The sequence below is a fragment of the Rhizobium sp. BR 314 genome, from assembly GCF_047445805.1.
GTDB lineage: Bacteria > Pseudomonadota > Alphaproteobacteria > Rhizobiales > Rhizobiaceae > Rhizobium > Rhizobium lusitanum_B.
Genome location: NZ_JARWLA010000002.1, coordinates 224,305 through 239,716 on the forward strand (window position 1 = coordinate 224,305; position 15,412 = coordinate 239,716).

Sequence of the window (15,412 nt, forward strand, 5' to 3'; positions counted from 1 at the left end):
CACTGGATATGTTTGGCCGGTCTTGTCATGACCGCCCGCAGTGCACTAGATAAGCCGCATGCTATTTCGTCGCCGAAAACCACTGACACTGAAGGAAAAGTTGCGGGAGCATATCTGGCCCCGCAAAGGTTTCGTTCGTTCTTTTCAATACTTTGGCAAGCGCCTCGTTCGCCTTGCAGCGTCGCCGCATTCGGTTGCGGCCGGCTTTGCCGCAGGCATTGTGGTGTCCTGGACACCGTTCATCGGCGTGCATTTCGTGATGGCGATCATTATCGCCTATCTGATCGGCGGCAACGTGATCGCGTCCGCGCTCGGCTGTCTGGCCGCCGGCAATCCCATTACCTACCCCTTCATCTGGGCTTTGACCTGGGAGATCGGCCATCTGATCCTGGCGCGCGACAGCAATAACCAGGGTGGCGGCGTCGATCTGCCCGCGCTTTGGCACAAGGGAGATCTCCTTCAAATCTGGGATCCGGTCCTGAAACCGATGCTGATCGGCGGCATTCCGCCTGCGATCGTCTCGGGCGTGATCGTCTATGCGCTGACCTATTATGGCGTGAAGACCTTCAAGACGCGCCGCAAGGAGAGGCTGATGGAGCGCGCCCGCGAGCGCCTGGAGCTTGCCGAGAATTCGTCGAGCGTCTGACATCAAACTGACCTGACATCACACTGACGTCGTCTGGGCCGCCGGGAGGGCCGCATCATGATCATCGGCATTGGCAGCGATCTCATCGACATTCGTCGTGTCGAAAAGACGATGGAGCGCTTCGGCGCCCGCTTCACGGATCGCTGCTTCACCGATATCGAGCGCGCCAAATCCGAAGGCCGCAAGAACAAGGCCGCGTCCTACGCCAAGCGCTTTGCCGCCAAGGAAGCCTGCTCAAAGGCATTGGGTACCGGACTGGCGCAGGGCGTGTTCTGGCGAGATATGGGCGTCGTCAATCTGCCAAGCGGCAAGCCGACCATGCAATTGACGGGAGGCGCGGCAGAAAGGCTGGCTTCCATGCTGCCTGAGAATCATCGCGCTGCCATTCATTTGACGATAACGGATGATTTTCCTCTTGCTCAGGCCTTCGTGATCATCGAGGCATTGCCGATAGAAGGCTGAATCGCTGTCGGATGCTGCTTTTGACACCAGCGGCATTGCCGCGGTGATTTGAAGCGAGTAGAGAGAAGCCGAATGCAAGATGCGCCGGTGGGGTGCGAAAAAGGAACAAGACTGCGTGTCCGAGAAAGCCGTTAAACAGCAGAATGCTCTGTGGGAAAACATCAAGGTCATAGTTCAGGCGCTTGTCCTGGCCATGATCATCCGCACGGTTCTATTTCAGCCATTCACCATTCCGTCAGGCTCGATGATGCCGACGCTTCTTGTCGGCGACTACATCTTCGTCAACAAGTTCGCCTATGGCTATTCGAAGTATTCGCTGCCGTTCTCGCCGAACCTGTTCAGTGGCCGCATCTTCTCCAGCGAGCCAAAGCGCGGTGACGTGGTTGTATTCCGTTTCCCGCCCAATCCTGATGTCGACTACATCAAGCGCGTTGTCGGTCTGCCCGGCGATCGCATCCAGATGAAGAACGACGTTCTCTATATCAACGGTCAGGCAGTGCCGCGCGAGCCGCACGGCACCTTCGCGTCTGATTACAGCCAGGAGCCGGGTGACAAGATCCCCGTCTACAGTGAGCGCATGCCGGATACCGGCAAGGTCTACGATACGCTCGATCTTTCGCCGAATTCACGCGGTGACAACACGCAGGAATACGTCGTTCCGGCCGGACATTATTTCATGATGGGCGACAACCGCGACAATTCCGACGATAGCCGCTTCGATGTCGGTTACGTGCCGTTCGAAAATCTGATTGGTCGCGCCAGCGTCATCTTCTTCTCGCTCGGCCACGACACGTCGTTCCGCGAAATCTGGAAATGGCCGACCAACATGCGTTGGGATCGCCTCTTCAAGGTTGTCGAATGACGAAAGTGCAAACGCTCTCGCAGGCGGATCGCGTCAAGCTTGAATCTGCGATAGGCTACGAGTTTGCCGAAACGGATCGCCTCGATTGGGCGCTGACACATGCCAGCGCCCGCACGCACAAGTCAGGCAATTACGAGCGGCTGGAATTCCTCGGCGACCGCGTTCTCGGCCTATGCATCGCCGAGCTTCTGTTCCGTACTTTCGGGACGGCAACAGAAGGCGAGCTTTCGGTTCGCCTCAATCAGTTGGTGAGCGCCGAAACCTGCGCCGAAGTTGCCGACGAGATGCAGTTGCATCTCTACATTCGCACCGGTGCCGACGTGAAGAAGCTGACCGGCAAGCGCATGCTCAACGTGCGCGCCGATGTCGTCGAAAGCCTGATTGCGGCGCTTTATCTGGATGGTGGCCTCGAAGTGGCGCGCACCTTCATTCTGCGCTACTGGCAGCGCCGCGCGGTTCGGCCCGACGGGGCGAGACGCGATGCAAAAACGGAACTGCAGGAATGGGCGCACGCGAAATTCGGTGTAACCCCGATCTACAGGGTTGATGATCGCAGCGGACCGGATCATGATCCTCGCTTCACAGTGACCGTGGAAGTGGCAGGAACCGCGCCCGAAACAGGAATTGATCGCTCCAAGCGCGCGGCCGAACAGGTGGCGGCAACGCGGATTTTGGAGCGCGAAGGCGTATGGCAGTCTCAACCCTCTGAGAAGTGATTGCCGAGAGCATTTCGGGAAAAATGCGCTGCAGTTTTCCGTCTGGAATGCGGAAGAGCAAGAAGACAGCATTTCCAGGAAAAGTGCATAGCGGTTTTCCGTGGGGAATGCCGAAAGAAACAAGAGTATTGAGCCTTCCCGTGGTCGGAATGAGATCGGGGAGGCCGTGGAAACGACGGAAAAGATGACCAATCAACAAGATGCGCCCGCCGACGACGGCACGGTTGAACATGGCGGCCCGACCCATTCCGGCTTCGTGGCCCTCATCGGCCCGACCAATGCCGGCAAGTCGACGCTGCTCAACCGGCTCGTTGGCGCCAAGGTTTCGATCGTCAGCCACAAGGTGCAGACGACGCGCGCCGTCGTTCGCGGCATCGCTATTCACAATAATGCGCAGATCGTATTCATGGATACGCCCGGCATCTTCAAGCCGCGCCGTCGCCTCGACCGCGCCATGGTGACGTCGGCCTGGGGCGGCGCCAAGGATGCCGATCTCATCATGTTGCTGATCGACAGCGAGCGCGGTCTGCGCGGCGACGCCGAAGCCATTCTGGAAGGGCTGAAAGAAGTTCCGCAGCAGAAAATCCTCGTGCTCAACAAGATCGATCGCGTCCGCCGCGAGGACTTGCTGGCGCTTGCCGCCGCCGCCAATGAGAAGATCGCCTTCGACCAGACCTTCATGATCTCCGCTGAGAATGGCTCCGGTTGCGACGATGTGATGGACTATCTGGCAAAGACACTGCCGGAAGGCCCCTGGTATTATCCCGAGGATCAGATCTCCGATCTGCCGATGCGCCAGCTCGCTGCCGAAATCACCCGCGAAAAGCTGTTCCTGCGTCTGCATCAGGAGCTTCCCTATTCCTCGCATGTCGAGACGGAGAAGTGGGAGGAGCGCAAGGACGGCTCGGTTCGCATCGAGCAGGTGATCTATGTCGAGCGTGAGAGCCAGAAGAAGATTGCCCTCGGTAAGGGCGGCGAGGCGATCAAGTCGATCTCGACTGCATCGCGCAAGGAGCTCTCCGAGATACTGGAGCAGCCTGTCCATCTCTTCCTCTTCGTCAAGGTGCGCGAGAATTGGGGCGACGATCCGGAGCGCTTCCGGGAAATGGGCCTCGACTTCCCGCACTGATGGAACTTTGCTCCCCTGAATGCTTTATATTGCAACAGTTTATCGGGCGCGTCGCCTGAACTGATGCAACTCAGGGGAGCGTTTCATGACGAAGGCCGCGGCGATGCATGGACAGCGAACTCCATGTCAGGAATGTCCGCTGAGGTCTCTGCCGCATTTTCGGGAATTCGAGCGTGACGAGCTGAATTTCATCAGCGGCTTCAAGAAAGGCGAGTTGCTCGTCGATGCGGGCGCTACCATCTTTCTGGAAGGCGCCCATAGCGCGCATCTCTTCACCATCCTGTCCGGCTGGGGCTTTCGCTACAAGACGCTGGAGGATGGCCGACGGCAGATCCTCAACTACGTCATGCCGGGCGATCTTATCGGGCTGCAGGGCTCGATCATGGGGGAGATGCAGCATTCCACGGAAGCGCTGTCGCCGATCTCGCTTTGTGTCTTCGAGCGCACGGAACTGATGACGCTTTACAACTCCCATCCGCCTCTTGCTTTCGATCTGACCTGGATTGCGGCACGCGAAGAGCGGATTCTGGACGAACATTTGCTCAGCATCGGACGCCGATCAGCCCTTGAGCGAGCCGCCTATCTCATTGCCTATCTGTATCAGCGCGCCCACGCTCTTCGTCTCTTCAACGGCAGCAAAGTCATTCCCATCACGCAGCAGCATGTCGCCGATACGCTCGGCCTTTCCGTAGTCCATACCAATAAGACGTTGAAAAAGCTGGCCGGGCGCGGACTGATTCTCTGGCAGGATCGCGGCTGCAGCGTTCTGGATGCGAAGGGCCTCGCAGATGTAGCCGGTTGGGACAATCCTGATTCGGGCAAGCGACCCTTCATTTGACGATATTTATTGTGATCAGCGACATGTCTTTTTTAAATGCCGGCCTCAACTGTATCAGCTTAGATTAATACGTCCGTCACTTTTCGACCAGTTTCATTCTTTACTAACCCCGGCGGCAAAAGCGATTGGAGCACATCGACGAGCCCATAGTACCGCAATGCAAAAAGTGCGAAGCGGGTTGCAGGCGAAGTCATGTCACAACAGACCTAGCCAGGAACGGATGGGAAACCTTCCATTCAATACGGGCCGATGATTGGCGCCGGAGGGATAGATGTGGAATTTCTTAACGGGCCGTATGGCTTGGTGCATGCATTTGGGGATGACGTTGAGATGATGCTTCAACGTGTCCTTATTCTTGAAGACAATCTCATTATTGCGATGGAGGTGGAGGAAATACTGCGCCTTGTCGGGATTGGGCAAGTTGAAATTGCCTCGAATTTGGAACAGGCGGTTAGCGCCATTCACTCCGATAGCTATGATTTCGCGATGCTGGACGTCAATCTGGGGGAAACGACGAGCTTCGGCTTCGCGCGTTTGCTGCTGGAGCGCGGCATCGCCTTCGGTTTTGTCAGCGGCTATTCCGATACGCTGGACTTTCCGTCGGACCTGCGGCATGTGCCGCTTTTGAACAAGCCTTTCGATGAGCAAGCCATGCGGCTTTTCGTCCAAACGCTGTCGGCCATCGGCAAACCCTCCGCCATGTGACATCAGGGGTCATTTGTCCTAAACTCGAATCGAGACATTCTTTTAGGATAAACCGGCCGATGCAGTGGCAAGACCACGCGATCATCTTGGGCGTCAAGCGCCACGGCGAGACCAGCGTCGTCGTCGAGGTGATGACGCGGTCGCGGGGTCGTCATATGGGAATGGTGCGAGGTGGCAGGTCTCGCTCCATGCAGCCAGTGTTGCAGGCCGGCAATCTCGTAGAAGCGACCTGGCGAGCGAGGCTGCACGAGCATCTGGGCGAATTTCGTATGGAACCGGTGACGTTGAGAGCGGCGCGGCTGATGGAAACCGCCACCGCCGTCTACGGCGTGCAGGCGATGGCTGCCTTGCTTCGGCTGCTGCCCGAGCGCGACCCGCACCCGCATCTTTACGATGCGCTCGACGTCATTCTGGAAAACCTGCAGAACCCCGCCGACGCCGGCGAACTTTTCGTGCGCTTCGAACTTGCCGTCTTGAACGATCTCGGTTTCGGTCTCGATTTGACCGAATGCGCGGCCACCGGCGGGCGTGAGGATCTGGCCTTCGTTTCGCCGAAAAGCGGGCGGGCCGTCTGCCGCGCAGCTGGCATGCCATGGGCGGATAAGATGTTGATCCTGCCGCCATTTCTGACGACCGGAGCCGTGGTCGCTGCGGATGGAGACAGCCTCTCTGCTGCCTTTCGTCTGACCGGGTTCTTTCTGCATCGCCACGTCTATGAGCCGCGCGGCATTCAGATCGCCGCGGCGCGCGAGGGCTTCATCCAGGCGGCGATGAAAGCACTGAACGCGGCATCCCTGGAAACGCCGCAGGAGCGGTCGGCCGTCGCCACCAAAATATAGAGCATGATCCCCAAGCGCAGGCGGGTGGGATCATGCTCAGGGCATGGCTCCAAGCGGAAAGATCGCTCGGTCAAACAGCCATATTGGACGCTGCCGACATCACCTCGCGCGGGGCGGGAATGCCGAACATATGACGACCGGCCTCTTCGGCCTCGGTGAAGCACCAGCGAATGACACCATCCCGATCGAGCAGGAATTCGCCGACGAGCTGGCCTTCGCCTGTCGCAACCATATGTTTGTCGTCCTCGGTGATTTCATAGCCATCCGCCTTGTCGAGGAACTCCATCGCCGTCATCGGATCCATCGGCTGGGGAAGTTCGCTCGGCATTTCGATGCGCATCGACCGCACCGCGCTTATGCCGACCTTGCGCGGCCAGTCCGTCTCATCCTCGGTGAACTCGACATTCGGCAAACCGAAGGCTCTATGCGATACCCGCTCCGGATCGGAAGCAGCCAGCAGATTGGGAAGCGGATGGTACCGGAAGTAGAGCCGGGCGCGTTCGATCGGCGTGTTGACGACTGTCAGGCTGTCGATGCCTTTCTCCTGAAGGGCACCCGTGAGTTCGGACATTGCGGCGATCTGACGGCGGCAGAAGGGACAATGCAGTCCTCGGAATAGTCCCACAAGCACAGGCCTCTGGCCGCGAAAATCGTCGATCGCGATCTTGCCCTGGCGAGTGATCGCATCCAGCACGACATTCGGCGCGCGATCTCCCGGCTGTAACGGTCTTTCGGTATGGTTCTCCTGCATGTCTCGTTCCTCCCTTTATCTCCTTGAATAGGTTCTCCCAACAGATCTCCGGCGACCGTCACAACGAGGACAGTCAGTCGAGAAACGGCAATACGACAAGCGTGCCCGGATCGAGGTTGTGGCGGGCACATACATCTTGAGCCAGCGTGAAAAAACGCTCCGCCTCGACCAGGTCGTCATGTTCCAGGCTTAGTGTCGCCAAGCCATCATAGCATGGAAAGAGCAATTGCGGCTCATCGATTTCCTTCGCAACCTCAAGGGCTTCCTCGTAATATTTGCGCGCGAGCTTCGGCTTTCCGTGACATTGATGGATCTGCCCCAGAACGATCAAGGGCACGGACAAGTGGTCACGCTGATCCAGCGCCCGGTCGATTTCCACGGCCTTCTCGGCTGCCGGCACGCCCTCGGCGGCACAGCGGTCGGTAAAGGTACAGCAGGAAACGGCAAGGTTCGCGAGAAGGCGTGCCTGAAAGCCGAGATCGCCAATACGGGTCGCGACCTCCAGCCCGCGCCGACAGATCTTGATCGCGTTGGCTGGATCTACAATGGTGTAGAGCACGCCGAGATTGGAATAGGCGCGACAGGCAGCGCTTTGCAGATCGGCCTTTTCGGCGACAGTGAGGCTGCGCTCCACCTCCTGCACAGCATCGCGGCGGCGGCCAAGCCGCGCCAGTGCTGCACCCTTGGTGTTCAGGGCCTCCGCCATGGCGCGCGCCGCCTCTCGTCCGGCTTCGGTCGTTCCGTCGATGGGAAGCGTCTGCAGCCGTTGCAGGGCCTGCGTCGCCCATTCGGCAGCTGCCGCCTGATCGCCCATGCGGAAGGCAAGATGGCCACGCTCCTGCAGGAGATGCGCGTGTTCGACTGGCGCGTCGATCGTCGCGATCATCGCTTCCGCCTCGGCGCAATGTGCCTCCGCTTGATCGCGGCGTCCCGCCTCGAGATGCAGCCGGCCGATCTTGCGCAATATCCTGGCGGCCGCAATTCGATCGTCACCGTTGCGATGGATCGCGAGCGCCCGTTGATAATGGCTCAAGGCGGCATCGCGGCGACCGGCGGGGCCACAGAGATCGGCCAGACGTTCCAGCAGCGCCGATTGCTCCGGCGCCACCTCCGGCTCGTTTTCGAAGGTTGCGAGCGCCTGGCGATAGAGCCGCATGGCATCGTCATTGGCGTAGGTCTTGCGTGCCATATCGCCCGCTGCCATCAGATAGCCGGCGCCCTTCGCCTTTTCCGTGGTCAGGCTGAAATGATGGCCGAGCTGGGCCAGATGCTCGGGCCGATCCGGCGTTGCGCCATATTGGCGTTCCAGAACACGGCCGATCCGGTGATGCAGCTCCATGCGCCGCTGCAGCAGGAGATTATGGTAGATGACGTCGTGCAGCAGCGACTGGCTGAAACGATAGGTGGGAGAAGCACCGGCATCCGGCCCGCGCAACTCCTCGATCATATCGGTATCGCAAAGATAGTCCAACGCCGCGTCGATGACATGAGGTTCGCTGGCAACGCTGCGCAGCAGAAGGGTGTCGAACTTCGGGCCGACCACCGCCGCCTCCTGCGCCAGCCGTCTGATCTCCGGTGGTAGACGATCGACACGGGCGAGCAACAGGGCCTGCAGATTGACCGGAATATTGACATCGGTGTCTTCCGCAGCAAGTTCCCAGCGCTGACCGTCATTGTGCAGCCCACCCATGTCGATCAATCCTCGAAGAATCTCTTCGATGAAAAGTGGATTGCCACCCGCACGATCAAGAATGCGTTTGCGCATTGCGGCCGGCAGCTTGCCATGATCCTCGCGGAAAAAAGCAGCAAGCAGCTTCTGCCCATCTGCCGCGACGAGCGAACCGAGACGCTGCACCGTGACGCTGACACGATTGGAATCCAGCGGATCGATCTGCGATGTGGGTCGGTAGATCGCAAGCAGCATCAGCCGGCTGCGCTCCAGCCGATCCATCATGAAGCGAAGCACTTCCAGCGAGGCGGCATCGGCCCAATGCAGGTCCTCAATGACAAGCAGCAGCGGACCCTGCGCCAGGCGCCGCTCGAAGACGGTCCGCACGGCATAGAAGATCTGCCGGCGCAATTGCTCCGGCTCGATGTGCCGCAGCGCTCCGCTCGGATAGCCGAGACCAAGCACATGCAGGAAAAGCGGTAGAAGCCCGTCGACATCCTCCTGTGTGAGGTCAAGTGCGCGGAATCCATTCGCTAGCAATTGTCGCGTCCTGTCGAGATCGTCCCGCTCGCCGATGCCGTAGGCGCTGCGCACGACCGCGGCCAGTGTCCCATAGGACTGTTCGCCGAGAGGCGAGCAGGTGGCTTTGCGGATGGCGAGGCCCTGAAAGCGGACGGCATTGCCGGCAATTCCAATGAACTCGTTGGCCAGCCGCGATTTGCCGATGCCTGCATCGCCAATGAGACGGACGAGTTGTGCCGCACCGCCGCAGGCAAGGTCGAGGCAGGTCAACAGCCGAGACAACTCCGTATCCCGCCCGATCATCGGTGCCTGAAGGCCGAAACTTTCGAGACCGCGCGCCGTATGTGGCGCTTCCAGTGGCCCCGTCAGCCGATGCACAAGCACATTGCCGCTTTTGCCGCGCAAGCTTTGGGCACCGAGATTGTCGAAGGCGAAAGCATGGCGGGTGAGGCGATAGGTCAGCGGTCCAACGAGGATATCGTTTTCGCCGGCCATCGATTGCAGGCGCTGGGCCGTGTTCACCGTATCGCCGGTCACGGAATAGGATTTTGCGCTGATGGCGCCGAAGCCGCCGGTGACGACAGGACCGCTATTGATGCCGATATGCAGACGCAGCGGCACGCCGGCGCGGGGCTGCCAGCGCTCGCCGACCTGCGTCGCCCGCTCGATCATGTTAAGTGCTGCGTTCAGTGCCCGCACCGGGTCGTCTTCATGGGCGACCGGCGCGCCGAACAAGGCCAGCAGCGCATCGCCGACGAACTTGTCGACGAAGCCGCCATAGGCCTCGACCGCCTGCGTCATCTCTTCGAACAAGTCATTCTGCAACACCCGCATGACTTCCGGGTCGATCTGCTCGCTCAGCGTCGTGAAGCCGCAGAGATCCGCAAAAAGCACGGTCACCGGCCGCCGGTCGGCATCGCCATCGGATTTTGCCGGCACCGTCTCGACGTTCGATTTGGCAGTGGCGGTGGGAGGAGGGGATCTCTTGTCGGAAGTCGCGGCGCCGCAACGGGGGCAGAAGACGAAATCCGGTTGGCAGGGATAGCCGCAAGCGGCACAAGCGATAGGTTGCCTTGCTCCGCATCGCGGACAGAAAGCAAAGCCGCTCTGAATATCGAAACCGCAGCCGGCGCACTCCATCGGACGCACCTCGCGCAAGCCCGCACGCCACGGCTGGCTTAGCCGCAACCGACGGGTTCAAAACGAGCGACAAGCATGCGCCTGCTGGGTTAGCTCCGCAAGCTAAACAAACGGCGGAACGACTATCGCCGCTTGAGCGCCCAGCCCTCCGGCCGTTCCTCGAGCACCGTCACTGCATCGCCGATCTTCACCGAGCCATCGCCGCGCGGCACGGCATTCCAGCCGAAGAGCGGGCCGGGAACGCGGCGGTCGGCCGACATGCGGATGCGGCCCATGGCAGGCATCGGGTTCGGCACGTCACGCGAGCCGGTCTTCTGGTCCTGGGTCGTCATGATGCAGCGTGAGCAGGGCTTGACGAGATCAAGGCGAATACCGCCGACCTCGATCGCTGCCCAGCGATCTTCCGGCCATTCTTCATCGATATCGATGACGATGTTCGGACGAAAGCGCTCCATGCCGACGGCACCTTCCCCATGGGCGGCCAGATTGGCATTGAGCGCCTTCAGAGAGCCCGTCGTGGTGACAAGGATCTGATAGCCATCGACGAAGGTAACGGTTGAATCGTCGCCCGCCCATTCCGGGCTGGCGAGGCGCTTGGCGAGCCTGTCGAAGAAAACCATCCTGACCTCGCGGCCAAGCCAGCCTGACAGAGCCTTGTTGGTCTCCTCATCCGCGACGGATGCGCTGACCGCTGATTTCCAGACGACGACATCCATGCGATTGTCCGGGTGTGGCGGCGGCACGATGATATCGGGCTTTCCCTCCATCCTCAGGCGCAGATAGGAAGGGCCGGGTTGGATATCGATCTGCGCCAGCGCCTGCAATTCGCGCTGGGTGATGAAGTGGCCGGAAGGGTCGACCAGCATGGCGCGGCGATCGCCTGCCAGACCGAAAGCGTCAACGGCGGCCGAAGGGATGGCGATGCCGCGTGCGCTCTTGAGCGGATAGATGAAAAGATCGCTGACGCGCATGGATAGCCCTCAGATTTCGTCGATGAACATAGCGAGCACGGTTTTCAGCCGATCATGCCGCGCTTCGGCAAATTTGCGTCCGGTCTCGGTCTGGAAACCGTCCGCAAGTTTGAACAGCTTTGTCTCGAAATGGTCAATGGCGAAGCGCTTATCGTCGAGTGGTCGTTCTGTCGCAAGCGCGTCGAAGGGATCGTAGAGAGACGAGCCGAGACGCCCTGCGATGTAGAAGCAGCGTGCAGCGCCCACCATGCCGATTGCATCCAGCCGGTCGGCATCCTGTAGCATCTTCGCTTCCAGGGTTTCGGGCGGAAGATTGGCGGAGAAGCTGTGGGTGGTGATCGCATGCGCGGCAGCTGCAACATCCTCGTCCGCCCAGCCGATTTCCCGCAGGATGCCCGATGCCTTCTCTGCGGCTAGCCGTGAGGCCTGTGCGCGATGCGGCGAATTCTTCTCCACGGCAACGCAATCATGCAGCAGCACGGCGGCGGCAAGGATTCGTGCATTGCCGCCTTCCTCAGCCTGGATCGCCATGGCGTTGCGGAAAACCCGCAGGATATGGGCGATATCATGCGAGCCATCGTCCCCATCGGCAGCATGTGGAATGAGATCCGCAGCCAGCGTTTCGAACGGGGCAAAGGCCCGCGCCATCCTGTTGGTGTCCATTGTGGCAAGCGCTCCGGAATGATCTGTCGGCAGAGCCACTTCCCTAACGGGCGAAAGGATTCGCCGCAATCACTCCGTGGCTTTCTTCCGTGTCAGGATCTTCTGGTAGAACAGGCCGATGCCGATCAGCACTGCGCCGAGGCCGATGAAGGAGAGGGCGCGCAGGAAGCCTTCAAGATTTGCCATGTCGATAAGGAAGGCTTTGACGACGGCGATGAAGACCAGCACCGCCGATGCAATGCGCAGGCTCCGCGCTTCGAAGCGGGCGCCTAGCCCAAGAAGGGCGATGCCGATCAGCAACCAGACGACCGAGTAGGAATAGAGCTCGCCCTGGATGAAATCGTTCCAGAAGGGAATGTACTCCCCCTGCCAGAAGCGGCGCACCGTCAGCGTTGCCCAGGCAAAGGCCATCACAGCCCCGGCAACGGCCAGCATCGCAACATAAGGCGGAGGCCGCCGGTTTCGTGCCAGCAGCGCCAACCCGCCATAGGCGATGGCGGGGAGGAGGTAGCCCAGCAGCAGCAGGTTGAACAACGGGATGCGGCCGGTGCTCTCGCCCGTTATGAACGGGTTCAGTCCGAGCAGGTGCAGCGTCAGGATCATGATGACCGACAGCGTGCCCAGCGCCATGCTGCCGTATCGGAAGACAGGGCTTGCGGTGCTAAGGTCCAGGGCCATCAGCGTCGCGGAAGCGCCAATCGCCAGCAGCGTGTAGATCGACTGTTCGCCGAGCGTCGGAACCGCGTCGTTCAGGACGCCACCGTTCATGGCGTGGCGCACCAGGATGGCGATCGTCAGCAGAACGAGGAACGACGCCAAGGCCTGAAGCGTGCTGCGCAGACGGATGTTGGGAGTGCGGCGGACCATGAAGGCAGCCACGGCTGCGAGCGCCGCGGGGATGCCATAGCCCGCCAGTAGCATATTGAAGACCGGCGTCGTGCCAAGCTCGGCCGGATCGACGATGGTCGGCTGCCAGGCGATGCGCGCCATAGCAGCGATCAAGGCTGCGATCATCGTCCATGGCAGGACCGGCCAGTCTCGCGCCCGTCCGATGAGCAGATAGGCAATGCCGAGGAGCGGCAGCAGAATGGTCGGCACGGCGTGATGTGTGAGCATATGCAAGGCAAACACTGCGGCAGCGAATGAGCCGGCAGCCAGAACGTTGGTCGGCAGATTCCATCCGTCGCCCGAGCGGCGATATTGCCATTCGGCGAGCGCCAGCAGCGCGACGGCGAGCCCGATGCCATAGAGACCATGCAGCCAGTCAACAATCCAGTTGCCGAAATTGACAAAGCTGATCGCGGCGATGGCGAGCGGCACGACGACCATGATCCCGCTCCAGAGCGCGGCAAACGGTTTTTCGCTCTCCGCAAAACGCCGCAGGAAGAAGCTGCCGATCAGCACGAAGATCGCGCCGAGGCCGAGTGCTTCGTAGATCACCACGTTTTGCATACGCGCGAGTGCATCGACGATGCTGGGGTCGAGGCCGTAGATCCAGTTCGTCAGCAGGCCGAACACGCCCAGGATGGCAACGGCCGCAGACAGGACTGCCGCCCAGGCCGCATGCAGCCGGCCGGCGCCGAAGGCGGCCACCGCTGCGACAAGCGCCGCGAACATGAACACGGCATCGACGATGGGATATCCGTAGGCAAGGCTGTCGCCCAGCAGCGAGAGAGCAACCGTCAGGGCGCCGATCGTTGCCGTCAGCGTCATGCCGAGTGGTGGACGGGCCAAGAACGCGCCCCAGCCGTCGCCGCCGCGCCGCTGCGGCGGATCGGATTCCGTCTCTATCGTTGCGTCATTTATCGCCATCACGGCAGTCTGGTAGCGTCCGGGCCAGAGGAAGATGGTGCCGCCGAGCATGGCGAGGACAGAAAATGTGGCAGGCGCGAAGTCCACAACCGGGCTGTTGGAGATATAGACCAAGGGCCAAAGGCTGAGCAGCGCGTTGGCAAGCGATGGTGCGATCATCCAGCGGCGCAGCCGCGACGCTAGAAGGGTCGCGAGCCAGGTTAGAACGAGGTAACCGAAAAGGACCCAGGGTCTTGGCGCGGTTGGCGCTACAAGGGCAGGGGTGACCATCGAAGCGAGCAGACCGAGGCCCGCCAGCGCCTGTCCGTGCAACAGCGACAGGGCAAGGGTGGCAAGCGAGATCAGTGCGAGGAGAACAAAAGCCGTTGCCGGTCCGATAAAGCCGTAGATGCCATGTGCGGCATAGGTAGAGCCGAATAGCGCCACGACGCCTGCTGCGGTCAATACGCCAGGCACCATCGCATTCTGGAACGCATCGCCAAGGACCGGCGCGGAACGGCGGCGGATGACTTCGCCCGCTGCAACGAGGATCAGACCGAAGATCGCCGCAAGCACGAGGCGGACGCCCGGGCTGAGGAGACCGCTCTCGATCGAATATTTGACCATGAAGATGCCACCGAGGGCGAGCGCGATACCGCCGACCCAGACCGCCCAGCGTGCACCGATCGTGCTTTCCAGGCTTTCCTTCGGTTTCGTCGTTTCCGGAAACGTGATCTCCGCGCCGCCATCCGTCAGCATGTCGGCAGCGGTCCGGGCCGCCAGGGCCGGTTCTTCCGTGTCATCCGTGGGCGAGGTCTCGATCGCGGCTTCGGTTGCCTGGATATGCCCGGCTTCGCTCGGTAGCGGCGCAGCGTCAGTCTGTGTTTCCTCTGCTCCGGCTGAGTCGGACAGATCCGCGGGGAGCATCTTGCCAGCAATGGCGTTCTGCAGCTCTTGGATGCGAATTTCCAGTCTCTTTATCCGCCGGTTGTATCCGAGCAGTATGAAAAAACCGGCGATCACGACGACAAACGGTAGCAGCTCCATCAGGTCCTCTCCGTGGGCAATCACTCGTACAATATACCAATTGGACCGAACAGTAAGGATTTGCGGCCAAATTCGTCTATGATTCCAGTGGATTATACCTGAAAGCTTGGCGAAAGCGGTCGGGAGAATATGCGTTGGTTCCGATTTACCAATTGAAAATTATAGTTAATGCCCATTAATAATTCGTATTTACTGATAGAGCGAAGCAGCTTATCAAAGACTCATAGTCTGGCCCTGAATGTTGTGAGGGCGAACGACGTCGCATGAGGCGGCTCCTACCACAGGAGATTCGAATGTCCCATGTATCTTCCGTATCCAATAGTTCTTATCCTTATCGCGGCACGCTCGCGCGTCTCGATACCAATGGCGATGGTATGCTCAGCGGCGAAGAACGCGAAGCTGGCGAGCGCCCCGGTATTTTCCAACAGAATGCCGATAATAGTTCAGCGGATAGTTCCGGCAGCGCCATGAGCGACCTGATGGCCAAACTCCTGCAATTGCCGAATTCCGATGTAACCGCCAGGGCCAAGCAGTCGGAAACCCATATCGATCTGTTTTCGCCGATGGATGCCTATAACAACACCTACGGCCAGTACGACATCGACAACATGGCGGCCTGATAATAGCCGCTTTCGTCTGATTGCTTGAAGCGGCCTGCCAG

General features: G+C 60.2%; 14 protein-coding genes. 9 read left to right on the forward strand and 5 right to left on the reverse strand.

Annotation, left to right across the window (positions count from 1 at the left end; genetic code table 11):
• Positions 1 to 58 precede the first annotated feature (58 nt).
• From QD461_RS03595 to recO, 8 genes are all read left to right on the forward strand, one after another.
• Positions 59 to 646: a DUF2062 domain-containing protein gene (locus QD461_RS03595; protein WP_414086511.1), complete on the forward strand. Its 588-nt coding sequence runs from the start codon at positions 59 to 61 to the stop codon at positions 644 to 646.
• Between the two features lie 57 nt (positions 647 to 703).
• Positions 704 to 1,108, forward strand: coding sequence for a holo-ACP synthase (gene acpS / locus QD461_RS03600; protein ID WP_184701432.1), 405 nt, complete (start codon positions 704 to 706; stop codon positions 1,106 to 1,108).
• Positions 1,109 to 1,223: 115 nt separating this feature from the next.
• Positions 1,224 to 1,970 (forward strand): signal peptidase I, encoded by a 747-nt coding sequence (lepB, locus tag QD461_RS03605; RefSeq protein ID WP_414086512.1) that lies wholly within the window; start codon positions 1,224 to 1,226, stop codon positions 1,968 to 1,970.
• Positions 1,967 to 2,686, forward strand: coding sequence for a ribonuclease III (rnc, locus tag QD461_RS03610; protein WP_414086513.1), 720 nt, complete (start codon positions 1,967 to 1,969; stop codon positions 2,684 to 2,686). The genes lepB and rnc overlap by 4 nt, the downstream gene beginning before the upstream one ends.
• Positions 2,687 to 2,870: 184 nt before the next feature.
• Positions 2,871 to 3,815: a GTPase Era gene (era, locus tag QD461_RS03615; RefSeq protein WP_414086515.1), complete on the forward strand. Its 945-nt coding sequence runs from the start codon at positions 2,871 to 2,873 to the stop codon at positions 3,813 to 3,815.
• 85 nt (positions 3,816 to 3,900) lie between these two features.
• Positions 3,901 to 4,653: a Crp/Fnr family transcriptional regulator gene (locus QD461_RS03620; protein ID WP_414086516.1), complete on the forward strand. Its 753-nt coding sequence runs from the start codon at positions 3,901 to 3,903 to the stop codon at positions 4,651 to 4,653.
• A gap of 249 nt (positions 4,654 to 4,902) precedes the next feature.
• Entirely contained in the window at positions 4,903 to 5,358 is a 456-nt protein-coding gene (locus QD461_RS03625) for a response regulator (protein ID WP_414086517.1), read from the forward strand.
• A 59-nt stretch (positions 5,359 to 5,417) separates the two neighbouring features.
• The gene (recO, locus tag QD461_RS03630; RefSeq protein WP_414086518.1) at positions 5,418 to 6,197 is read left to right on the forward strand and encodes a DNA repair protein RecO; all 780 of its coding nucleotides are present in this window, start codon (positions 5,418 to 5,420) and stop codon (positions 6,195 to 6,197) included.
• Between the two features lie 70 nt (positions 6,198 to 6,267).
• On the opposite strand, the gene QD461_RS03635 is transcribed toward recO, so the two are convergent.
• The 5 genes from QD461_RS03635 to QD461_RS03655 form a co-directional block, all read right to left on the reverse strand.
• Entirely contained in the window at positions 6,268 to 6,948 is a 681-nt protein-coding gene (locus QD461_RS03635; RefSeq protein WP_414086519.1) for a peroxiredoxin-like family protein, read from the reverse strand.
• A 73-nt stretch (positions 6,949 to 7,021) separates the two neighbouring features.
• Entirely contained in the window at positions 7,022 to 10,279 is a 3,258-nt protein-coding gene (locus QD461_RS03640) for an adenylate/guanylate cyclase domain-containing protein (RefSeq protein WP_414086697.1), read from the reverse strand.
• Between the two features lie 122 nt (positions 10,280 to 10,401).
• The gene (locus QD461_RS03645; RefSeq protein WP_184701449.1) at positions 10,402 to 11,250 is read right to left on the reverse strand and encodes an MOSC domain-containing protein; all 849 of its coding nucleotides are present in this window, start codon (positions 11,248 to 11,250) and stop codon (positions 10,402 to 10,404) included.
• Between the two features lie 9 nt (positions 11,251 to 11,259).
• Complete coding sequence (locus tag QD461_RS03650) at positions 11,260 to 11,913, reverse strand: HD domain-containing protein (protein ID WP_414086520.1); 654 nt, start codon at positions 11,911 to 11,913, stop codon at positions 11,260 to 11,262.
• A 69-nt stretch (positions 11,914 to 11,982) separates the two neighbouring features.
• The gene (locus QD461_RS03655; RefSeq protein ID WP_414086521.1) at positions 11,983 to 14,751 is read right to left on the reverse strand and encodes a DUF2339 domain-containing protein; all 2,769 of its coding nucleotides are present in this window, start codon (positions 14,749 to 14,751) and stop codon (positions 11,983 to 11,985) included.
• Positions 14,752 to 15,044: 293 nt separating this feature from the next.
• Between QD461_RS03655 and QD461_RS03660 the strand changes: the two genes are divergently transcribed.
• The gene (locus tag QD461_RS03660; RefSeq protein ID WP_414086522.1) at positions 15,045 to 15,371 is read left to right on the forward strand and encodes a hypothetical protein; all 327 of its coding nucleotides are present in this window, start codon (positions 15,045 to 15,047) and stop codon (positions 15,369 to 15,371) included.
• The last annotated feature ends 41 nt before the right edge of the window (positions 15,372 to 15,412 follow it).